Source organism: Ornithinibacillus caprae, from assembly GCF_009728145.1.
Classification (GTDB): domain Bacteria; phylum Bacillota; class Bacilli; order Bacillales; family Amphibacillaceae; genus Ornithinibacillus; species Ornithinibacillus caprae.
The window spans coordinates 20,006-43,328 of sequence record NZ_WOCA01000015.1; the positions used below are offsets into that span (position 1 = coordinate 20,006).

Annotated in this window: 24 protein-coding genes; all 24 read right to left on the reverse strand. The window is 35.9% G+C overall.

Going from position 1 to position 23,323, the window contains the following annotated elements:
- Window positions 1-33: 33 nt before the first annotated feature.
- On the reverse strand, window positions 34-1,140 hold the full coding sequence (locus GMD78_RS16010) for a BMP family lipoprotein (RefSeq protein WP_425495061.1): 1,107 nt from the start codon (window positions 1,138-1,140) through the stop codon (window positions 34-36).
- Between the two features lie 103 nt (window positions 1,141-1,243).
- Window positions 1,244-1,969, reverse strand: coding sequence for a GntR family transcriptional regulator (locus tag GMD78_RS16015; protein ID WP_155670087.1), 726 nt, complete (start codon window positions 1,967-1,969; stop codon window positions 1,244-1,246).
- 223 nt (window positions 1,970-2,192) lie between these two features.
- Window positions 2,193-4,484, reverse strand: a complete 2,292-nt coding sequence (locus GMD78_RS16020) for an FtsK/SpoIIIE family DNA translocase (RefSeq protein WP_155670089.1) — start codon at window positions 4,482-4,484, stop codon at window positions 2,193-2,195.
- A gap of 131 nt (window positions 4,485-4,615) precedes the next feature.
- Entirely contained in the window at window positions 4,616-4,822 is a 207-nt protein-coding gene (locus GMD78_RS16025; RefSeq protein ID WP_155670091.1) for a YlzJ-like family protein, read from the reverse strand.
- The gene (locus GMD78_RS16030; protein WP_155670093.1) at window positions 4,819-5,553 is read right to left on the reverse strand and encodes a ClpP family protease; all 735 of its coding nucleotides are present in this window, start codon (window positions 5,551-5,553) and stop codon (window positions 4,819-4,821) included. The genes GMD78_RS16025 and GMD78_RS16030 overlap by 4 nt, the downstream gene beginning before the upstream one ends.
- 119 nt (window positions 5,554-5,672) lie before the next feature.
- Window positions 5,673-6,536, reverse strand: a complete 864-nt coding sequence (dapA, locus tag GMD78_RS16035; RefSeq protein WP_155670095.1) for a 4-hydroxy-tetrahydrodipicolinate synthase — start codon at window positions 6,534-6,536, stop codon at window positions 5,673-5,675.
- Between the two features lie 6 nt (window positions 6,537-6,542).
- Window positions 6,543-7,793 (reverse strand): aspartate kinase, encoded by a 1,251-nt coding sequence (dapG, locus tag GMD78_RS16040; protein ID WP_343042384.1) that lies wholly within the window; start codon window positions 7,791-7,793, stop codon window positions 6,543-6,545.
- Window positions 7,794-7,829: 36 nt separating this feature from the next.
- On the reverse strand, window positions 7,830-8,879 hold the full coding sequence (asd, locus tag GMD78_RS16045; protein ID WP_155670097.1) for an aspartate-semialdehyde dehydrogenase: 1,050 nt from the start codon (window positions 8,877-8,879) through the stop codon (window positions 7,830-7,832).
- 66 nt (window positions 8,880-8,945) lie between these two features.
- Window positions 8,946-9,536, reverse strand: a complete 591-nt coding sequence (gene dpaB / locus GMD78_RS16050; protein ID WP_155670099.1) for a dipicolinate synthase subunit B — start codon at window positions 9,534-9,536, stop codon at window positions 8,946-8,948.
- Entirely contained in the window at window positions 9,533-10,420 is an 888-nt protein-coding gene (gene dpaA / locus GMD78_RS16055) for a dipicolinic acid synthetase subunit A (RefSeq protein ID WP_155670101.1), read from the reverse strand. The genes dpaB and dpaA overlap by 4 nt, the downstream gene beginning before the upstream one ends.
- 211 nt (window positions 10,421-10,631) lie before the next feature.
- Complete coding sequence (locus GMD78_RS16060) at window positions 10,632-10,865, reverse strand: YlmC/YmxH family sporulation protein (RefSeq protein WP_155670103.1); 234 nt, start codon at window positions 10,863-10,865, stop codon at window positions 10,632-10,634.
- A 75-nt stretch (window positions 10,866-10,940) separates the two neighbouring features.
- Entirely contained in the window at window positions 10,941-12,164 is a 1,224-nt protein-coding gene (locus GMD78_RS16065; protein WP_155670105.1) for a M16 family metallopeptidase, read from the reverse strand.
- A gap of 46 nt (window positions 12,165-12,210) precedes the next feature.
- The gene (locus GMD78_RS16070; protein ID WP_155670107.1) at window positions 12,211-13,158 is read right to left on the reverse strand and encodes a polysaccharide deacetylase family protein; all 948 of its coding nucleotides are present in this window, start codon (window positions 13,156-13,158) and stop codon (window positions 12,211-12,213) included.
- Window positions 13,159-13,503: 345 nt separating this feature from the next.
- A complete protein-coding gene (locus GMD78_RS16075) occupies window positions 13,504-15,615 on the reverse strand; it encodes a polyribonucleotide nucleotidyltransferase (RefSeq protein ID WP_155670109.1) in 2,112 nt (703 codons plus the stop codon).
- 138 nt (window positions 15,616-15,753) lie between these two features.
- Window positions 15,754-16,023, reverse strand: coding sequence for a 30S ribosomal protein S15 (gene rpsO, locus GMD78_RS16080; RefSeq protein ID WP_155670111.1), 270 nt, complete (start codon window positions 16,021-16,023; stop codon window positions 15,754-15,756).
- A 145-nt stretch (window positions 16,024-16,168) separates the two neighbouring features.
- On the reverse strand, window positions 16,169-17,104 hold the full coding sequence (locus GMD78_RS16085) for a bifunctional riboflavin kinase/FAD synthetase (RefSeq protein ID WP_155670113.1): 936 nt from the start codon (window positions 17,102-17,104) through the stop codon (window positions 16,169-16,171).
- A 25-nt stretch (window positions 17,105-17,129) separates the two neighbouring features.
- Window positions 17,130-18,023, reverse strand: coding sequence for a tRNA pseudouridine(55) synthase TruB (truB, locus tag GMD78_RS16090; RefSeq protein ID WP_155670115.1), 894 nt, complete (start codon window positions 18,021-18,023; stop codon window positions 17,130-17,132).
- A 75-nt stretch (window positions 18,024-18,098) separates the two neighbouring features.
- The gene (gene rbfA / locus GMD78_RS16095; protein WP_155670117.1) at window positions 18,099-18,440 is read right to left on the reverse strand and encodes a 30S ribosome-binding factor RbfA; all 342 of its coding nucleotides are present in this window, start codon (window positions 18,438-18,440) and stop codon (window positions 18,099-18,101) included.
- A 117-nt stretch (window positions 18,441-18,557) separates the two neighbouring features.
- The gene (locus GMD78_RS16100) at window positions 18,558-18,836 is read right to left on the reverse strand and encodes a DUF503 domain-containing protein (RefSeq protein WP_155670119.1); all 279 of its coding nucleotides are present in this window, start codon (window positions 18,834-18,836) and stop codon (window positions 18,558-18,560) included.
- Window positions 18,833-20,986 (reverse strand): translation initiation factor IF-2, encoded by a 2,154-nt coding sequence (infB, locus tag GMD78_RS16105; RefSeq protein WP_155670122.1) that lies wholly within the window; start codon window positions 20,984-20,986, stop codon window positions 18,833-18,835. Before infB ends, GMD78_RS16100 begins: the two co-directional genes overlap by 4 nt.
- A 20-nt stretch (window positions 20,987-21,006) precedes the next feature.
- Entirely contained in the window at window positions 21,007-21,306 is a 300-nt protein-coding gene (locus GMD78_RS16110) for a L7Ae/L30e/S12e/Gadd45 family ribosomal protein (RefSeq protein WP_155670287.1), read from the reverse strand.
- The gene (gene rnpM, locus GMD78_RS16115; protein WP_155670124.1) at window positions 21,296-21,577 is read right to left on the reverse strand and encodes an RNase P modulator RnpM; all 282 of its coding nucleotides are present in this window, start codon (window positions 21,575-21,577) and stop codon (window positions 21,296-21,298) included. The genes GMD78_RS16110 and rnpM overlap by 11 nt, the downstream gene beginning before the upstream one ends.
- A 13-nt stretch (window positions 21,578-21,590) precedes the next feature.
- Window positions 21,591-22,697 (reverse strand): transcription termination factor NusA, encoded by a 1,107-nt coding sequence (gene nusA, locus GMD78_RS16120; protein WP_343042385.1) that lies wholly within the window; start codon window positions 22,695-22,697, stop codon window positions 21,591-21,593.
- A gap of 15 nt (window positions 22,698-22,712) precedes the next feature.
- The gene (rimP, locus tag GMD78_RS16125) at window positions 22,713-23,183 is read right to left on the reverse strand and encodes a ribosome maturation factor RimP (protein WP_343042386.1); all 471 of its coding nucleotides are present in this window, start codon (window positions 23,181-23,183) and stop codon (window positions 22,713-22,715) included.
- Window positions 23,184-23,323 lie beyond the last annotated feature (140 nt).

Genomic DNA, 23,323 nt, shown 5'->3' on the forward strand with positions numbered 1-23,323 from the left:
AAGGCTGTTCTAACAGCCTTTTCCAAGATATGTTTATAGTGCATCCACAAATGCTTCAGTTTCTTCACGAGTTTGAGGTACATCTATCTCGCCATTACGTATTTTTTCTTCCCACTGTTGTACTTCATTGATAATCTCTTCAGTCATAGCTTCAGAGTTGGTGGTAGCAACACTAATACCATCTTCCTCTAAACCAAACTCAAGTGTTTCTCCACCTGGGAATTCACCATTCATTGCAAAGTTCGTTACATCTTGAACAGCAATGTCAACACGCTTAACCATTGAAGTTAATGTAACGTTATGATCACCAATTGCACCTTCTTCGTGCTGGTCACGGTCAACACCGATTACCCAAATTTCACGGTCTGGATCATTTTGCTTGATATCTTTAGCTTGGTTGAATACTCCATTACCAGTACCACCAGAAGCATGGTAAATTACGTCTACACCACTGTCATACATATAAGATGCAATACTTTTACCTTTTGCAGCATCACCAAATGATTCTGCATACTCTATTTCAATTTCAATGTCAGGATTTACAGATTTTGCACCAGCAATAAATCCAGATTCAAATTTATTGATTAGCGGAGAATCAACACCACCAACAAAACCTAATTTATTAGTCTTTGTTTTATGAGCTGCTGCAACACCAACTAAGAATGATCCTTGATGTTCTTTAAATAAAATACTAACTGCATTCGGTGCATCAACAGTGTCATCCACTAATGCAAAGTTTGTATCCTCATATTGATCTGCGATTGTTTGAAGATCCTCTTTTAATTCAAATCCAATACCAAAGATTAAATCATATTCGTCACGAACTAGACGAGTTAAGTTTGGAACATAATCTGCCTTATCATTAGATTGCGCATAGTCAATTCCATTTCCTTTTGATAGGCCATTTTCCTCGCCCCAAGCAGTTAAACCTTCCCATGCTGATTGGTTGAATGATTTATCATCAACACCACCAATGTCAGTTACCATTGCAGCACTGAAATCTCCTGCTTCTTCAGTAGCATCATCGCCACCAGTATTATCTTCGTTTGTTGTATCCTCTTCATCTGCTCCACCGCCACATGCCGCAAGTAGCATGCCTAAGGTTAATAAAAGTGCGAATAATAGTGTAAACTTTTTCAATGTAATTGCCTCCTTTTGTAATCTATTCCATCTTATAATGTGATAAATAACACTTTGTATTCCTCTCCAACGACCACCTCCTAAAATGGATGAAAATTCCATTTTATAAGCGCTTTCTTAAAACATAAAAACTAAACACATCAGAACGGAAATAGTTAGCAGAATATAATACTGGCTCATCATCATCCGTATAATGCATTTGCTTAAGTAATAACAATGGTTGATCCGGATCACATTCTAGTATTTTATAGATACGCTCATGATAACTAATAGGTTCTATATACGTAACCGCATATGAAACTCGTTTATTAGAATGCTCTTCCATCAACTTAAATAAGGAATCTTCATTTTTCACTAATTCTAAAGGGACATATCCTTCTGGAACCTTATCAATACAGAAAACAACAGGATTGCCATCTGCGGTTCGGACTCGTTCAATTTTTGCTAGTGTTTTGACTTCTTTAGTCGAAAACTTCACTCGTTCTTCTTCAGTCGGTTCTACGATATCTGTAGATAGATAATAAGACCCAGGATTTTTTCCAAATTGTTCAATCATGTCTGTAACACTAGTTAATTGTTCAATGCCTGACGAAAAAATAGGTTTTTGATTAACAAAGGTTCCAACGCCATGACGTCTAGTAACAACATTGTCTTCTTCTAGTATTCGTAATGCTTCTCGTAATGTAGCTCTAGAAACCCCTAGCGTTTTTGAAAGCTGAAACTCCGATGGTAATTTTTCTTTTGCTTTATATACACCGCTTTCAATATCACGTTTAATCTCATCTATTACCTGGAGATACAAATGACGTGAATCAGCCTTGATTGACATGAAATCCCTCCTAGTCGTCGATTCATTCTTTCAGAGAGATCTGACCTCTGACGTATGACTATTTTTGGCTGAAATAAGCATATCATTTTTCTAAAAATAAATAAATAGTTTGATGACAAATTTCTTAATTTATTCATAAAATATGTCGTTTTTAGTCGAAAAGGATGACATAAAAAATGGACACGATAACATAATTGCTTATGTTACTTGTCCATTTTACAAGTTAGGAAGTTTTTTCTTCACTTAATTGAGATACTAGTACAGTCCTTGGTTTACTTCCTTCATAAGGGCCAACGATTCCCCTATCTTCCATTGCATCAATCAGCCTTGCTGCTCTTGTATATCCAACTCTAAATCTTCGTTGCAGCATGGAGACACTAGCACTCTGCATTTCTATTACAAGCTGCACGGCATCGTCATACAACTCATCATCTACTTCTGTTTGTGATTCGCTAACATCCTCTGGAATCATTTCCTCTTGATAGGATGCCTTTTGTTGTTCAATACAGTGATCAACAATTCGTTCTACCTCTTCATCAGATAAAAATGCTCCCTGAACACGAGTTGGTTTAGACGCTCCAACAGGTACAAATAGCATATCTCCTCGGCCTAATAGCTTTTCAGCACCACCTGAATCCAGGATTGTGCGGGAATCTGTTGCTGAGGAAACACTAAAGGCAATTCTAGATGGAATATTTGCTTTAATTACTCCAGTAATAACATCTACAGAAGGACGCTGGGTTGCAATGATTAAATGAATTCCTGCAGCACGGGCCATTTGTGCAAGTCTAGTAATGGAATCCTCCACATCATTTGAAGCAACCATCATCAAGTCTGCTAATTCATCAACAAGTACTACAATATATGGTAAGTTAGGTTGTGCCTCACTTTCATCAACTGTCTGGTTATATTTACGAACATATTCATTATATCCTTCTATATTTCTCGTACCTGTATCGGAGAATAATTCATATCTTCGCTCCATTTCAGCAACAACTTTTTTCAAAGCTTGAGAAGCCTTTTTAGGATCTGTTACAACCGGTGCCAAGAGATGGGGGATTCCATTATAAACATTTAGTTCAACTTTTTTCGGATCGATCATCATCATCTTTACTTCATGCGGTTTAGCACGCATTAGTATCGTGGTAATAATTCCATTTACACACACACTTTTCCCGCTACCAGTAGCACCAGCTATTAATAAATGTGGCATTTTATTCAATTCTGCTACAACTGCATCACCAGAAATATCTCGTCCAAGAGCAAATAATAATTTTGAAGTTTGATTATGAACGATACTATCTAGCACTTCTCTTAAGGAAACCATAGCAACTTCATTATTAGGCACTTCAATACCTACAGCAGATTTTCCAGGAATCGGTGCCTCAATTCGGATATCCTTTGCTGCCAAGGCTAGAGCTAAATCATCATGTAAACTAACAATTTTACTAACCTTTACGCCTGCTTCTGGATATACTTCATACTTCGTAACTGCTGGTCCAACATTAACCTTCGTTACTCTTGCTTTTACACCAAAACTATGAAACGTTTTTTCAAGTTTCCTAACTGTTGCTTGAATTTGAGATTTTTCATGTTGTTGAGAATTCACGGTTGGTTCAGCTAGTAAATTGGTTGATGGAAGAATATATTCATAGTTTTCGGGTTCTGTCATTGGCATATTCTCAAGTAATTCATCGTCGACGCTATTGCCATCACTGTTAGTCTCTTCTTTTTCCAGTTCACCCTTTAATTCTTCCGCGTTAGATTGTGTTTCGTTACTTCCATCAAATGCATAGGTAACATCCGGGAAATCTTGAACTTCTGGTTCTACATCTATTGGATCCGGAGCCACTACATCAGGGACATCGATAGGTTGTTCCTCGTTTTTAGCTTGTCGGGATTCCACCCACTTTGTCTTTAATTGCTGTACAATATTATTTGTTCTTTTAAGAGACTTAGAGAAAAAATCACCTAATGAAAACTCAGTTATAAACATAAGTCCAATCATAACTGAAAATACAGCTACTATTTTTGCTCCTACAGAAGAGAAAAGATAATAACAAAATGCAAACATAAACGCACCAATCATTCCCCCACCTGTTTGAGCTGCGGTGCCTTGTCCATCAATGAATGCAAAAAAATTATTCCATGTCGCTTTGATAATCGAAACGTCTGTCGATGTCACCAATAATCGTTCTAATGTTTGGATATGTGTTAACAGTAAAACACCTGTAAATAGGATATAAAATCCTATCATTTTTTTATGTGCAAAATTTGGATAGCGTCTTTTAACTACTAAAATACCTCCTGTAATCAATAGAAAAATTGAGGCAACAAAATACCATATTCCTAGAAAGAATCTAAATAAATGCTCTAAACCTCCTGGTATTGCTCCATCACTTATAACACTCGCTCCACTTCCGAAAATAGCTAGAAATATAAATAAAAGTCCTAACAACTCATATTTTACCTGTTTTTTTAATTTACTTTTTCTTTTTTTACGTTTTTTAGCCATGGGTTTCACCTCTGTTAAATCAAACAATGATATGTAGCAGAGTAAACCCTTACCACATAGTTGGTAAGGGTTTCTCTTAGATGTAATTATATTTAGTATAACATAGATGTGTAAATGAATGATTAAAAAATTCATTTAAGAATTGTTCCAGGTGCATACGTACTATCAAGAAAATCCTGTGGGTCTGTTGAAAGCAGTTGAAGTACTTGATATGTTCCATCGTTGTTTCTTTCCACATAGACCTGTTTTCCATTATATGAAACGCATTCCCTATTAACATTTTCACCTGCTTCATTAGGAAAAATATCTGTTTCTGCCAACGGAGTATACAAGATCATTGTATAACCTCCTGTTGACTACCTTTCGTATTTTCTATTAACTCATTGATTTTTTCCATTGCATCCTTCACTCCGCCAACAGCATCGATTAAGCCATAATCAACTGCGTCATTACCAACTACATTAGTACCAATATCTCTCGTCAAATTTCCTTTAGCAAACATTAGATCTTTAAATTTTTCTTCTTTAATATTGGAATGACTTACAACAAAATTAATAACTCTGTCCTGCATTTTATCTAAGTATTCAAACGTCTGAGGTACGCCAATAACTAGACCTGTCAAACGAACAGGGTGGATCGTCATGGTTGCTGTTGGAACGATAAAAGAATAATTAGCTGATGTAGCAATTGGTACTCCAATCGAATGCCCTCCACCTAATACAATCGAAACGGTAGGCTTGGACATGGATGAAATCATTTCAGATAATGCAAGACCTGCTTCTACATCTCCACCGACTGTATTTAGTAAAATAATTAATCCTTCAATTTTTGGATTTTGCTCAATTGCAATTAGCTGAGGAAGTAAATGCTCGTACTTTGTTGTTTTGTTTTGAGGAGGCAATTGAATGTGTCCTTCAATTTGTCCTACGATTGAAAGTACATGTATATTAGAATCTGGTGCTTGAGGTACATTGGTTTGTCCTAACGATTGAATCTTCTGCACCAATGATGAACTAGATGACGATTGATCCTCCTGTGGTTGTGCTTTTTTTTCCATGTCTTTATCCATTTTACGACACTCCTTTAACACGTGTTAAATTTAGTATGATCGTAAAATGTTCAATACATGCATAAAAGAAAGATATCGATAGTTGAATTACCGATATCTCTCATATTACCTCATCATTCTTATAAAATAACATTCTTAATATTATTTAGTTCATCTTCCGTTAGTGGTACTAATGGTAATCGTACACTTCCAACATCTAGTCCCTTTAATTTTAAAGCAGCCTTAACTGGTGTTGGAGATGGTGCACTAAATAAAGCGTTCATAACAGGTAATAATTTACGGTGCCCGGAAGCCGCTTCTTTATTACGACCATTTACATAATGATCGATCATAGATTGCATTTCATTACCAATAACATGGGATGCCACTGAAACCACACCATGAGCACCAACCGCGAGCATTGGCAATGTTAAGCCATCGTCTCCAGAGTATAAGCTAAAATCATCGCTTGTGTTTTCAATAATTTCAGCGACTTGATCTAAGTCACCACTTGCTTCCTTTACAGAAACAATATTATCAATCTCACTTAAGCGAATAATTGTTTCAGAAGACATCTTTACCACGGATCTACCAGGGATGTTATACAGCATTACAGGTAATTTAGTTTCATTTGCAATCGTTTTAAAATGTTCATATAAGCCTTGTTGATTCGGTTTATTATAATATGGTGCGACTAACATGATTCCATCAACACCACTAGCTTCTGCTTTTTTTGTTAATGAAATGGAAGTAGCGGTATTATTGCTTCCAGTTCCTGCAATTACCGGCACCCTTTTATTAACAACCTTAACTACATGATTGAATAATTGAACCTTCTCATCGGTGGATAACGTAGGAGATTCTCCTGTTGTTCCTGCTACGACAAGACCGTCCGTTCCATTCGCTATTAGATACTCTACTAATTCACTTGTTTTATCGAAATCAATATTTCCTTCTTGATCAAAGGGTGTAATCATTGCTGTAAGAACTTTACCGAAATCCATTTACATTCACCTTTCTATTATAAAATCCTGTACCTTTTTATTAATATTACTCAACTTAAACACATCGTGCAATGCATTTACCGCTGTAAAAAGATCCTTCTCATGAATAAGGACCCATATAGTAGTATGACTATCAGCTGACTGCAATATTTGAACACCTTGATTTGTAAGAGCTGAGACAATTTTGGACGCTACGCCAGGAATTCCAGTCATACCAGCACCAACAACAGAAACCTTTGCACAGTTTTCCGTAATTTCCGGCTGAAACCCAAGCATTTCTAATACTTCAACTGCTTTTTGTGCCAGTGTATTTGGCACAGTATACACGACGCCACTTGGTGAAATATTGATGAAATCAACAGAAATCCCTGCGTCGGCCATCGATTTAAAAACTTCCGATTGGTAACGATAAGCCTCTTCCTTTGTGTGAACTTTTAACTGGCATATGGATGACATATGTGCAATTCCAGTAACCGGACGATCGGTTATATCCTTACCAAATTCTTTCGTTCTAGAATTAGTTACTAGTGTACCTCCATCTTTTGCGTAGGTGGAGCGTACACGAATCGGAACCTTAGCTTGCATAGCAATTTCAACAGCTCTTGGATGAATTACCTTGGCACCTTGATAAGCTAAATTACAAATTTCTGTATAGGTAACTATATCCAATGGGCGAGCAGCTTTAACAACCCGTGGATCTGCTGTCATAATCCCATTAACATCTGTGAAAATATCCACTCGTTCCGCTTCTAATGCCGCACCAAGGGCTGCCGCTGTTGTATCACTTCCACCACGTCCAATAGTTGTGATCTCTCCAGTTTCTGACTGCCCTTGAAAGCCTGCTACAACGACAACATCCCGTGTGGTTAGTTCTTTCTTAATACGTTCCGGATTCACTTTCTTTATCTTTGCTTGATTAAAATCGGAGTTAGTAATGAATCCCGCTTGTGAGCCTGTTAACGCTATGGCATCAATTCGATTCTTTTGTAATTCATTTGATAATACTACAGAGGAAATTGTTTCCCCACATGACATGAGTAAATCCAATTCCCGTTTAGAGTTGTAGTTTGCTGGGAAATTTACGAGCTTTAGTAACGTATCTGTAGCATATGGTTCTGGACTTCTTCCTAATGCAGATACTACTACGACTAATTTATAGTTAGTTGAGAGGGCTTTTTTTATATGCTTTATCACATGAAGTCTATTCTCTTCATTCTGTACAGAAGTCCCGCCAAATTTTTGAACTAATATCTGCACATTATTACACCTCTACCTTACATAACTTTTTTCAAGTTAACTTAACCAATTATTAGCAATTAGTTTTTCAGCAATTTGAACTGTGTTCCATGCTGCACCTTTAATTAAGTTGTCGGAAACGACCCACATATGAAAACCTTTTTCATGATCTAAATCTTTTCTGACACGACCAACAAATACTTCCTCTTTATTTGCTGCACTTAATGGAGTTGGATACGTTTGGGTACTTGGGTCATCCTCTAACAAGACACCATCCGCATTTTCAAGTACCTCCCAAATATCTTTTACAGACAAACCATCTTTCTCTACTTCTACATAAATACTTTCAGCATGTGAAGTGAAAAATGGTAATCGAACACATGTTGCAGTAACAGATAGTTCTGGAGTATGCATGATTTTTTTCGTTTCATTAATCATTTTCATTTCTTCAAATGTGTATCCATTCTCCTGGAACACATCAATTTGTGGCAAAGCATTAAAAGCAATAGGGTAATGCTTTTTATCCCCTTTTACAGGTAATATTTCTGCTTGCATTTCTTCCCCATTTAAATATTGCTTCGACTGTTCCTCTAGTTCGTTATTTGCTTGGGCACCTGCTCCAGAAACTGCTTGGTAAGTGGACACAATTACCCGGGATAATCCAAAATGATCTTGAATTGGTTTTAATGCGGTAACCATTTGTATCGTTGAACAATTAGGATTAGCAATAATTCCTTGATGTGAAGCAATATCTGCTTCATTTACTTCTGGTACAACTAATGGAACATTTTCGTCCATACGGTATGCACTTGTATTATCAACTACGACAGCTCCATGTTTTATTGCTGAAGGTGCAAATCGCTTCGATACACTTCCTCCAGCAGAAAATAGAGCAATATCTACACCTTTAAAACTATCGTCTGTCGCTTCTTCAACCGTTATCTCTTCATTTTTAAATACTAGTTTTGTACCTGCCGATCGTTTAGAAGAAAGAAGTTTTAATTCTTGAATTGGAAAATCCTTTTCTTCAAGTATTTTAATAATTTTTTCTCCTACAGCCCCTGTTGCTCCAACTACTGCTACATTATACTTTTTTCTTTCCGTCATCTAGTCCGACTCCTTTCTCGATCCACATTTATAGTTTATCTATCATAAATAATAATTCTACCATATTTATTCCAAATGAGGAACAATAACTGGTTGTAATTGCTTTCGATCAAGTGCAGCTTTAATCGTATCTGGAAGTAAATCCATCTTGGCAACTAAAGAATTTGGTTTTTTGTAAGGATCATCTTGACCATAGGGAATGAAGTAGATAAATTTACTTGCCATTAAACGCATTAGATTCACTCCGTTTAATCCTAAGGCATCATTTGTAGAAATACCTAAAACAACCGGACTTTGATTTCGCATCGTTGCTTTAGCTGCCATTAAAGGAGGTGAATCTGTTAAAGCATTTGCCAATTTACTCATAGAATTACCTGTTAATGGGGCAATTACCATACAATCTAAAGGATACGTTGGTCCTAATGGCTCTGCTTCTGGCATCGTAGAGATAACTCTTTTCCCTGTGATGGATTCAATCTTTTCAATATGATCCTCCGCTTTTCCAAATTTGGTATCTGTATTTCTTACTGTATAAGATACAATTGGTACAACATCTGCTCCTAATTCCATTAGACGTTCTAGTTGAGGAAAGACATCATCATAGGTACAATGCGAACCAGTTAACCCAAAGCCAATTCTTTTGCCTTCTAAACTCATACATCTAACTCCTTTCGATCATATAAGATTTGCGTAATTACATCGGCTAAAATCTTTCCAGCCGTTTTTGGGGCAACAATACTAGGCAAGCTTCTTGATAAAATTGCTTTTATACCCCGCTGCTTTGCAAACTCAAAATCTGTACCACCAGGTTTTGAAGCTAAATCAAGAATTAGTGCATGTGGTGGTAAATGTTGAATGGAGTTTTTATCAATTACTAGTGCTGGAATTGTGTTAATTAGAATATCACATTCATTTGTGTAATCCGCTAAATCATCTAACGGGATGGCATGGAGCCCCATTTCGGTAATTCTCGCTAAGTCTTTCGTACTTCTAGCTGCAACTGATACTTTTGCACCAAGTGCAGAGAATTTATTAGCCACGGTGTGACCTACTCTGCCAAATCCTGCAACAATTACCTTCGAAGAATGGATCGTATAATCAGTATGTTCAATTGCCATCATAATGGTTCCTTCGGCAGTAGGAATAGAATTATAAATAGCAACATCATCACGGTTTAATAATGGCACTAAATCTGTATTCGTGTCTTGTGTAACCGATGATAAATAGTCATTTGTAATACCTGTAAATACTAATGCTCCTTCATTTAACTGCTCAAACCATTCTTTCGTTAATGCTATTTCTTGATCGGAAAATACGGTCTCAACATTTCCTTCTTTATCAGTCCCTGTAATTGGTAAAATTACCACGTCTAATTGATCAATCTCTAGATCTCCAAAATCCATCTGGTTTAACCCAGTGAAGCCTTGTTCTAATTTATCGTAGCCTACTAGAATAATTTCAGTATCAGATAAACTTTTTAACTGTCGAATGAGTTCTAAATATCTTGCATCTCCACCTATTACTGCTATAAGTCGTTTCATCTTTTGAACACCCTCCAAACAACTATATGTCCGTGTTGTTTATATAAAGTTACCTGAAAATATAAGAACCTAAAATAAACAACTTCTCAAAATCCACTTTCTTTATAGCTTATGAATTTATGGGCTGTTAGTGAATAGTAGTTTTTAAAAAACGACAAAAAAGGCTAGTATCCATATATTGGACACTAGCCTAATCAATGGTTTTACCATTTTAATCAATATCAATCATTATCATATCTTCACCAATTTTAGTAATGGAGTTCCAATAAATTTTTGTTTCACCACCCTCTTTCTTTAGTCCAAACCATTTATAATTTGGTAAAATAAACGCTTCAATCTGACCCGTCTTCTCATCGATTTCTAAATCGGTTTGACCTAATATTCCTAGCCTTGAACCATGTTTGACATTTACAATTTCCTTACCACTAATATCGTTATAGCGCATTGGTATAGCCTCCATTAAAATCTCTTTGCTATATACATATGCAAAGAAAAAAGAGCCTATGTTATACATTGGCTCTTAAAATGAAACTTTAGGTGCAATTAAAGCGGTTGACGGTTCTTTTTCAAAGATCTTGTGAATTACTTCTTGAATAGAATCATGACTTACTGCATCAATTTCGGCAATCATCTCATCTAAGGTACGGTGTCTTTTTAGTAATAACTCATTTTTTCCATTTCGACTCATTCGACTATTTGTACTTTCTAAACTTAGCATTAGGCTTCCTTTTAGTTGTTCTTTACTATTTTTCAATTCTTTATCGGTTAGGCCTTTAGTAATTAGAGTATCGGTGGTTTTTTGTATCGTTTCTTTTAGTAAAGGTAATTGCTCTTTTCCTGTACCTGCATAGACGGTAAGTATTCCACTATCAAGAAAGGATGAGTGGTAGGAAAACACTGAATAGGCAAGTCCTTGCTTTTCTCTAACTTCTTGGAATAATCGAGAGCTCATACTTCCACCAAGGACATTATTCATTATAATTAGACTATATATGTTTTCAGAATCAATAGATAGCCCATTGTAACCAATACATAAATGCGCTTGCTCCGTTTCTTTATTCCGCTCTATATGATTAGCCATAAATGTCGGTTCTGAAATGGACTCTATATGACGATGTGATTCATAGTTACCAAAATAACCTTCTACTTTATGAATAAATGATTCATCTACATTACCTGCAACAGATATGACAACATTTTCTGGTGCATATCGATCTTTTACATAATTTCTTAATATGTCTGGTGAGAATGTTCTTAAATGCTCTTCTGTCCCAAGGATTGGATATCCAAGTGGATGCCCACCAAATGATGCACGTGCTAATAAATCATGTACAATATCATCAGGGGTATCCTCATACATTTTTATTTCCTCATAAACTACTTTTTTCTCGCGCTCCATTTCTTCTGCATCAAACGAAGAATTAAAAAACATGTCAGCTAATACCTCTAATGCAAAATCTTTATGTGTATCAAGCACTTTAGCATAGTAGCAAGTGTATTCTTTAGAAGTAAATGCATTCACTTGACCACCGATCGAATCAAAAGCTTCAGCAATGTCAATTGCAGACCTAGTATCGGTACCTTTAAAAAACATATGTTCTAAGAAATGCGATATACCATTATTAATTTCTGTTTCATTTCTTGAACCCGTTAATACCCATATTCCTATTGTTACTGAACGAACTGATGGAATATTCTCTAAGACGACTCTCAGTCCATTTTTACTTGTATGTTTTTGTATCAAATTGTTGCCTCCTATACCTTCCTGTTCATTAGGGATATCTAATAGGTTATCTTTTCTCGTCCAATAATTGATCTATTGTACCAATTTTATACCCATTTCCTTTAATATCGGCTATCATATTTGGAAGCGCATTAACCACAGACTCCGTTGGATGCATTAAAATAGTTGCACCTGGATGTATTTTCCCCATTACTCGATTCATCATAACACTAACGGATGGATTCTTCCAATCAATCGTATCTACAGTCCATAGGATCGTTTCCATTCCTATTTGATCTATCTTCTTTACAACTAAATCGGAATAACTACCACTTGGAGGAGCAAACCATTTCGGTTCCTCACCGGTAATTCCGTTTAACACTTCATTAGTTTTCGTTACCTGCTCAACAATTGCTTGTTCGGATAATCTAGACATGTCAGGATGATTGTATGCATGATTACCTATAGTATGCCCCTGTTCATTAATCATTTTTACATAATCTATATTTTCTTTTGCCCATTTCCCTTCAATAAAAAATGTAGCCTTTACATTATTTTTTTTCAAAATATTTAGGATATCAGGTATGTATTTTTCACCCCATGATACATTGATCAAAAAAGAAACCATTTGTTTCTCTGGATGACCACGATAAATGGGTGCAGCTGGCAAGTCATCTAAGGTTACATCTGGAGATACTTGATCATAAACGATTAATGATTCGTTAAATCTTCCTTCTTTTTTCATTTGCTTATAGGATCGGTCTAAATTTACTCGCACACCATTTAGACCAGGGGTTTTTTTCCATACTTTATCAATATATGCGTCTTGTGGTTCTTGCTCTAGGGTAGTGCTTTTTTGTTGAATTTCAGCATATAAGGGATCATTTTTAGAAACCTCGGTAACTGAAACACTATCTATATGATTTGTAGCAAAAGGGTTTGTTTCTGGGTTAAATGTTACAGCAACAACTATAATAAACACACAAAGGTTGATAAAATCTTTGTATAGATACATGCATTCTCCCTCCTCTTTCAGATTATATGAACGAGGAGGACAAGTTATGAAAAAGATGATCTGATTTTAAACAAGACTATATCCTATTTTATTATTAAGCCTTGTAGTTGATATAGAATGCGTAGTAACTAGAATTGATGGATTGGAGCTTTTAAACCGCTCCGGAAACACATTTTGCTTTCACTTCGAGCACAAGGGCGGCATCTGTTCAAGCTCCTTTTTAGTCGCTATCACAGTGTCTACTTTGCCGTGGGTGGTTAATATCTGTTTCGAAAAAATCACCCTAACCAGTTAGGAAACGACAATAATAAAAAAAGAAACTGGGGTTCCAGCTTCTTACTTTTTCTATGATTTGAGTTTTTCCGCTTTTTCCTTTTCCTCTTTAAGCACCGCTTTACGAGAAAGGTTAACACGGCCTTGATTATCAATTTCTTTTACTTTAACCATGATTTGGTCACCAATACTTACAACATCTTCTACTTTATTGGTACGCTCTTCTGCTAATTCAGAAATATGAACTAATCCGTCTTTTCCTTTAAACAATTCAACGAATGCACCAAATTTCTCAATACGTTTTACCGTTCCTAAGTACATCTGACCAACTTCAACCTCACGTACAAGATCTTCGATAATCTTCCTCGCTTTTTCGTTCATCTCAGGATCAGTAGAAGATATGAAGACACTACCGTCTTGTTCAATATCAATTTTCACACCAGTTTCTTCAATGATTTTGTTAATCTGTTTTCCACTTGGTCCAATAACATCACGAATTTTATCTGGATTAATTGTCATTGTCATGATTTTAGGTGCATATTGTGATAATTCTTGTTTTGGTTCTTTAATTGTAGCTAGCATGGATTCAAGAATTTGCATACGACCTTTTTTCGCTTGTGTCAATGCTTCTTCAAGGATTTCTCTAGATAATCCATCAATCTTAATATCCATCTGTAAAGCTGTTACACCTTTTTCAGTACCTGCTACTTTAAAGTCCATATCACCAAGTGCATCTTCCATTCCTTGAATATCCGTTAAAATGGTATAATCATCACCTGATTTAACAAGGCCCATTGCAATACCTGCCACCGGTGCTTTAATCGGAACACCCGCATCCATCATCGCTAATGTACTTGCACAAATACTTGCTTGTGAAGTAGAACCATTTGATTCTAGAACTTCAGATACTAAACGAATTGTGTATGGAAAGTCTTTTTCTGATGGAACAACTTTTTCTAATGCACGTTCTCCTAATGCACCATGTCCAATTTCACGACGACCTGGTCCTCTAATTGGTCCCGTTTCACCTACACTATATTGTGGGAAGTTATAGTGGTGCATAAAACGTTTGGATTCTTCTAGATCTAAACCATCAAGGATTTGTACATCACCTAAAGCGCCAAGTGTACAGATGCTTAATGCTTGTGTTTGACCTCTAGTAAATAATCCAGAACCATGAGTTCTTGGTAACACATTAATTCGAGATGACAGTGTACGTATTTCATCCGGTTTACGACCATCGGGACGAATTTTCTCTTTTGTAATTAAACGTCGGACTTCTTCTTTAACCATTTTATCTAAAATAGATTTAACTTGTTTAATTACATCTTCTTCCTCTTCATATGCTACAAGTACTTCTTCTTTGACTTGATTAATCGCATCTTCTCTTGCATGTTTTTCTTTTACTTGAATTGCTTCTAAAAGCTTGTCCTTAGCTTCAGATTCCACTTTTGCAAGTAAATCTTCTTCTAATTCAAACAAAGATACTTCTGATTTCTTTTGGCCAATTGCTTGTACAATCTCTTCTTGGAAAGCAACTAAACGCTTAATTTCTTCATGTCCAAACATGATCGCTTCAAGCATCGTTTCTTCAGGTACTTCATTTGCACCCGCCTCAACCATATTAATTGCATCTTTCGTACCAGCTACGGTTAAATCAATATCGCTTTTCTCTTCCTGTTCTACCGTGGGATTAATGATGAATTCGCCATCTACTCGTCCAACATGCACACCTGCAATTGGCTCTGCAAATGGAATGTCAGAGATACTTAGTGCAATAGATGAACCGACCATTGCCGCGATTTCAGTTGAACAGTCTTGGTCTACGCTCATTACGGTACTAATTACTTGTACCTCATTACGGAACCCATCCGGAAACATTGGTCGGATTGGTCGGTCGATTAATCGTGATGCTAAAATTGCTTTTTCACTTGGTCTTCCTTCACGTTTGATAAATCCTCCAGGAATCTTTCCGACTGCATATAATCGCTCTTCATAGTTAACGGTTAGTGGAAAGAATGGTAAATCCTTCGGTTCTTTTGATGCTGTTGCTACAGATAATACCGATGTATCACCATAACGAACCATACATGCACCATTTGCTTGCTTAGCTAATTCTCCAGTTTCAATAATAAACGGCTTGCCCGCAATTTCTGTGGAGAATATTTGTTTTTCTTCTGCCATTAGTAGTAGTACTCCTTTCAATAATCATTCTAGTACCTATTTTATAGTTTATCAGCAATAAAGTAAATTTTATGTATGTTAAACTTGTCGGTTAATAAAACATATATGAAAAAAAGCAGGATTACTCCTGCTTTTAGTTTATCTACGTAAGCCAAGGTTTTTAATCAATTCACGGTAACGAGTAACGTCTTTATTACGTAAGTAGTTAAGCAAGTTACGACGCTTACCTACCATTTTCAAAAGACCACGACGTGAATGATGATCTTTTTTGTGTACACGTAAATGTTCATTTAATGTAGTAATTTCTTCCGTAAGTACAGCGATTTGTACTTCTGGAGAACCAGTATCACTTTCATGAACTTTGTACTCATTAATGATTTCATTCTTACGTTCTTTTGTAATAGCCATTCGGCCCACCTCCTAATAATATTAAATATCCCCTGTCCCCTAGCAAACGTCGGAGTTACGAATTGCCAAGCGAAGGTTTCAACTTTTATATCGTACATCTTTTTCGACCAAAATGCAAGGGAAAATACGAATATGCAATACTAGATTAACTAAAATAAGTACGAATTACTTTCTCATCATGATGAATTTGATCAATTAGTTCTTCAACACTATCAAACTTTTCTTCATCTCTAATAAACTTAAACCATTGTAATTGTAATTCTTCCCCATATATATCATTATTATAATCAAATATATTAACTTCTAATGATAGATCAACGCGATCTGCTGTAAAAGTAGGATTTATTCCTAGACTTGCCATTCCTTCATATGGGGTGTTTTTATATATTACTTTTACTGCATAAATACCTGGCTTAGGTAATAGTACATCTGAGTTAATTTCTATATTGGCTGTAGGAAAACCTATTTCCCTTCCCCGTTTAGCCCCCTCAATTACTTTACCTGAGATACTTAACGGTCGTCCCAATAGTTCTTGAACCTTCTCTACATTTCCTTGATCAAGAAGCTTTCTAATCCTTGTCGAACTAATTTTTTCTCCTTCATTGATCACTTTATCTACAGTAGTATAAGTAAATAATCCTTTTGCATGGTCGCCAATAACATTCATATTTCCTTTTCCTTTATGACCATAAGAAAAATCAAATCCTGCTACTAAATGTTTAATATTTAGGCCAATAATAAAGTGGTCAATAAAATCTTCTGGAGATAACGAAGAAAGCTCTTTATTAAATGTAATTATATAAAGGCGATCTACATTCATTCTAGTAAGTACTTCTTTTTTTTCTCGCATAGGTGTAATGTACTTAACATGCTTTTTCTCTTTATTTAAGACAACAGATGGATGTGGATGAAACGTAATAACTGCGCTTTCCATCCCACTCTGTTTGGCTTCTTCAACAGCCGTTTGAATAACACGCTGGTGACCTTTATGTATCCCATCAAAGAAACCGATTGCTGATACTGTTTCAGGTAGATCCTCGATTGACAAAGTATGAGGATATGTTAATTCAATCGTTCTCATTGTTCATCACCTACAACTTTCTCATTCATGAAAAAACACGAACCGGTTTAATTTCATCAGGATTATTTGGGTGGACTTGATATATTGCTAATAATTGTTTCCCATACATGATTACAAATGGTTTCGTGCTCCGAATAGTTTCAGGCTTCGCTAATTTTTGTCCGACTAGAACTTTTCGTTTCGTGCTTTCATCAACTCGGAAACTCTCTAAATGGCTCAGCCCACTTACAATTGGTAATAATAACTCTGCTTGTTTTCCTTCATCAACTGCTTGTTCAATCTCATGAAAATCTACGGTTTCATCTCTGGTAAATGATCCAGTTTCTATACGAACTAAATCAGACATATGTGCTGGGAACCCTAATTCTTTTCCAATATCAACACATAATGTACGAATATATGTACCTTTGGAGCAAACGACTTCCATACTAATATATCTTGGATCGTTCTTCTCATTTGGTAAGCGCTTAATATCATATATAGTAACCGTTCTTTTTGGACGCTCTACATATTGATTAGCACGTGCATACTCATACAATTTCTTCCCGTTTACTTTAACCGCAGAATACATAGGTGGTATTTGCACAATATCACCCTTAAAAGATTGTAACACGTTTTCAATATTCTGTTTAGATGGAATTTCCTTTACATCTACTTTTTCGATTATTTTACCATAACTATCTTCCGTTTCTGTTGCTGACCCAAGCATAATTTCCGCAATATAAACTTTTTTGGTTTCCGTAAGATAGGGAACAATTTTTGTAGCTTGGCCAATACATATTGGTAATACACCTTCAACCTCAGGATCTAGAGTACCTGTATGTCCTACTTTTTTCGTTTTATATAGTTTTCGAATCTTCATGACACAATCATGAGAAGTCATTCCTCTTGGTTTCCATAGAGCTAATATTCCGTCCAATTGTCATTCACCTTCCTTTAGGTAAGGAAAAATCTGACCCATTTAGTAGTAATAATGAGCCAGATTTTAATGGTTTTATTTGTTTAAATCACGTAGTATAGTTTCGATTCGATTTCCCTGTTCTAATGCTTCATCAAACTCAAATGTTAGTTCTGGCGTTTTTCGCAAGCGAATACGATTTCCAATCTCAGAGCGTATAAATCCCTTTGCTTTCGCAAGACCCAATAATGTATCATGTTTCTTCTTTTCATCTCCAAGAACGGAAATATAGATGGTAGCTTGTTGTAAATCTCCAGTCACTTCTACATCAGTAACAGTTACAAACCCAACACGTGGGTCTTTAATTTTACGAGTTAGTATTTCTCCTAATTCTTTTTTCATCTGTTCTGCTACACGATTTGCACGTAAATTGCTCATTTCTATCACCTCTTTATTAGGAAACTTGGCATACGCCAGCAACATAATGACGAATGCGAAGCAAGATATTGGATTCTTCGTGCTGTTTATGATCCTACACTCCAATAAGAGATTTTTCTAAAGTCGCTCAACATTCGTTACTGTACGCTCAAGCTCTGAATACGTATCGATCACACGTAAAACCTCTTGCATAATCTGTTCTCCATGCTTTCTTTCATTTGAAATGGTAACGATCCCAAGTTTGGTTCGCTGCCATAAATCATGATAATCCAGCTCTGTTACAGCAACATTGAACTCATGACGTAGTTTAGCCATAATTCGTTTAATAACAGATCGTTTTTGTTTTAAAGAATGACCTTCATACATCATACATTCTACTTCTAGGTAGAAGATCATTTGCGTTCAATTTCCTCCATCACAAACGCTTCAATAATATCGCCTTCTTTAATATCATTGAAATTTTTAATGGTAATACCACATTCATAGTTCGTGGCAACTTCTTTTACGTCATCTTTAAAACGCTTAAGTGCATCTATTTCTCCTTCAAATTGGACTACGCCGTTGCGAATAAGTCGAATACCAGCATCACGAGTGATTTTACCTTCCGTTACATAACTTCCAGCAATTGTTCCAATTCGTGATACTTTAAATGTTTCACGAACCTCTGCCTGACCAATAACTTTTTCTTCAAATTCAGGGTCAAGTAACCCTTTCATTGCAGCCTCTATTTCTTCAATTGCTTTATAAATTACACGGTGTAAACGTACATCGACATTTTCAGAATCTGCTGCTTTCTTAGCATTTGCATCTGGACGAACATTAAACCCAATAACAATTGCGTTGGAAGCAGAAGCTAGAATAATATCTGATTCCGTAATTGCTCCTACACCAGTATGGATAATTTTAATCTTAACGCCCTCTACTTCAATTTTTTGTAGGGAGGATGCTAATGCCTCAACAGAACCTTGAACGTCTGCTTTTAGAATAACATTAATTTCTTTCATTTCACCTTGTTTGATTTGCTCGAATAAATCATCTAGGCTTACTTTGGTTTGCTCTCCACGATTCTCTTGGATTTGTTTTTGTTGACGAGCTTCTCCTATTTGACGTGCTTTCTTTTCATCATCAAATACTAAGAATTGATCTCCAGCTTGAGGTACATCGTTAAGACCTGTAATTTCAACAGGAGTAGATGGTCCTGCTTCTTTTACACGTTGGCCTAAATCATTAACCATTGCACGCACACGTCCAAATGTATTACCGACTACAATGGAATCACCAACATGTAATGTACCGTTTTGTACTAATAATGTAGCTACAGATCCTCTACCTTTATCAAGCTCCGCTTCAATTACTGTACCAAATGCATTTTTATTTGGATTAGCTTTTAACTCTTCAACCTCACTTACAAGAAGAATCATTTCAAGTAAATCATCAATACCTTGGTTTTGTAGTGCAGACAATTGGACAAAAATCGTTTCTCCGCCCCAGTCCTCTGGAATTAATTCATACTCCGTTAACTCCTGCATTACGCGATCAGGATTGGCACCTTCTTTATCAATCTTGTTTACAGCAACGATGATTGGAACTTCAGCAGCTTTGGCATGGTTAATTGCTTCCACTGTCTGTGGCATTACTCCATCATCTGCGGCTACGACTAATATAGCAATATCAGTTACTTGAGCACCACGTGAACGCATACTAGTAAAAGCGGCGTGACCAGGTGTATCTAAGAATGTAATTTTTTTGCCTTCATTCTCAATTTGATAAGCCCCAATATGCTGGGTAATTCCACCTGCCTCACCCTCTGTTACTTTAGTATGTCTAATTGCATCAAGTAACGTTGTTTTACCATGGTCAACATGTCCCATGATGGTAACAACTGAAGGTCTTTCTTGAAGATTTGCTTCATCATCTTCTTCAACATACTTATCAAAATCTGTATCTTCCAATACGATTTCTTTTTCTACTTCCACATCGAATTCTGAACAAATTAATTCAATTGCATCATCATCTAAATCTTGGTTTTTAGTAGCCATTACCCCTAAAAACATAAGCTTTTTAATGATTTCAGAAGCCTCTTTATTTAATTTCTCAGCTAATTCACTAACAGTTAGTGTACCAGAATATTTAATTTCTTTTGGAGTCTCTTTTACTACAGGCTGTTGAGATTGATATGCCTGCTTGTTTCTATTACCTTTTTGTTTTTTATTTTTATCTTTATTTTGAGGCTTATTTTTTTGTCCTTGTTGGTGATTACCCTTTTTATTGGGTTTTCCTTTATGATCTTTATTATGATTTGATCCTGACTGCACAGACTTTTTATTTTGGTTCGTGTTCTTATTTTCCTCTTTCTTAGAGCTATTCCCTTTTGATTCAGAACGTTTTGCAGTACCAAATTTACCATCTAACTTGGAAATAACATCATCAGAAATTGTTGACATATGATTCGATACTTCCACATTTATTTCTTTTAAATAGTTTATAACATCTTTACTACTTGTGTTATTTTGTTTTGCATATTCATATACACGCATTTTACTCATACGTTCACCCCCGAATTTATTTACCCGAGTAACGATTTAATCTTAGCTGCGAAGCCTTCATCTAAAATCGCAATTGCTACTCTCTGGGATTTTCCAATCGCATTTGACAATGTATCCCGATCATCCACGATGACATAAGGTACATCATACGATTTGCACTTATTTGTTAACTTCTTATGTGTTTGAGGTCCAATATCTTTAGCTATCAGAACTAACTTAGCACGCTTTTTCTGTATATCTTTTACAATGGTCTCTTCGCCTAAGGAACATTTCCTAGCTCGATAAGCAAGCCCGACCATGTTTAGATAATCATTTTTCATTCTTCTCACCAAGAACCAAATCGCTTAGCTCGTTATAAACTATCGGATCGATTTGTGCATTAAGTTGTCGTGCTAGTACTCCAGTTTTTTTTGCTTTTTCAATAACTTCTATATCCTTGGACACATACGCCCCACGGCCATTCTTCTTACCGGTTGGATCAACAAAGACTTCTCCTTCTTTGTTTCGAACCACACGGATTAATTCTTTTTTGGGCTTCATTTCATTCGTGACAACACACTTACGCTCCGGAACTTTTCGTTTTTGGACCATTAAAATACCCCCTCTATTCGAATAAATCTTCTTCCACTTCTTCGATATCGGAATAAGTATTTTCTGTTTCAGTCAATAGCCCTTCTTCACGAGCTTCCGATTCACTTTTAATATCAATTTTCCAGCCAGTTAACTTCGCAGCTAAGCGAGCATTTTGACCACGCTTTCCAATCGCAAGTGAAAGTTGATAATCTGGAACAATTACTGTTGTTGATTTTTCCTCTTCATTAACTAGTACATCAATAACCTTAGAAGGACTTAATGCATTAGATACGTATACAACTGGATCTTCTGACCATTCAACAATATCGATTTTCTCGCCTTTTAGCTCATTAACTATCGCTTGAACACGTTGTCCTTTTTGCCCAACACAAGAACCAACTGGATCAATTTCAGGATCTGGTGCATAAACAGATATTTTGGAACGATCCCCAGCTTCTCTAGCCACTGATTTTATCTCTACGATACCATCATAAATTTCAGGCACTTCCATCTCAAACAATCTCTTTAGAAGTCCTGGATGGGATCTTGAAATGTAAATTTGTGGTCCTTTGTTTGTATTTTCAACTTTCGTTACAAATACTTTAATTCGATCGTGGATATGATATTCTTCTGTTGGCATTTGTTCAGCTTCAGCCAATTTCGCTTCTATTTTCCCTAAATTCACATATACAAAACGGCTATCTTTTCGTTGAATAATACCAGTCATTACATCTTCTTCTCGGTCAGCATATTCACCAAAAATAACTCCACGTTCTGCTTCTCTTACTCGTTGTGTAACAACTTGCTTTGCAGCTTGGGCAGCAATTCGTCCGAAATCCTTTGGGGTCACTTCTACTTCAATAATATCCTCTAACTCATAATTAGGATCAATTTTTTTTGCTTCATCTAAGGATATCTCTTGCTGACTATCTTCTACTTCGTCTACTACTGTTTTCCGAGAGAAAACACGCATTGTTCCAGCGCTTTCATCCAAATCAACACGAACATTTGTAGCAGATTTAAAGTTCTTTTTATATGCTGAAATTAATGCTGCTTCCAAAGCTTCTAATAATATATCTTTGTCAATACCTTTTTCTTTTCCTAAATTCTCAATTGCGTCAAACAACTGACTGCTCACTTTTCTTTTCCCCCTTTATAATGAAACTGCTAGCCTTGCTTTGGCAATTTTTCCAAATGGTATCTCCACTTGTTTTTTTTGTGTTTTCTTCTTGTATTCAATGGTTACCATATCATTACTAAATGATTGTAAAATACCTTGGTATTCTTTTTCTCCATCAATTGGTTCATATAATTTGATATAAACATTACTTCCCACATTACTAGCAAAATCTTCTTTTGTCTTAAGTGGTCGTTCAACACCTGGTGAAGATACTTCAAGAAAATAAGCTTCTTTTATTGGATCGACTTCATCGAGTTTTTCACTTAATTTTTCTGAAACCTCACCACATTCGGTAATATCAACGCCGCCTTCTTTATCAATATAAACTCTTAAAAACCAGTTTTTCCCTTCTTTTACGTACTCTACATCTACTAACTCTAGATTTTTATCTTCTAAAATTGGTTTTACTAATTCTTCGGTTGTGTGTATAACTTGAGAACTCACCTTTAATCCTCCTTTACTTCGATTATTCCTACTTCTTCTTATTATGGACAAACATAGCCATTTTCATTTCCATATGTATTGCTTAGCTTATATTCAATATAAAACCCTTGCCTAAAAAAGTGGCAAGGGATACGACAAAA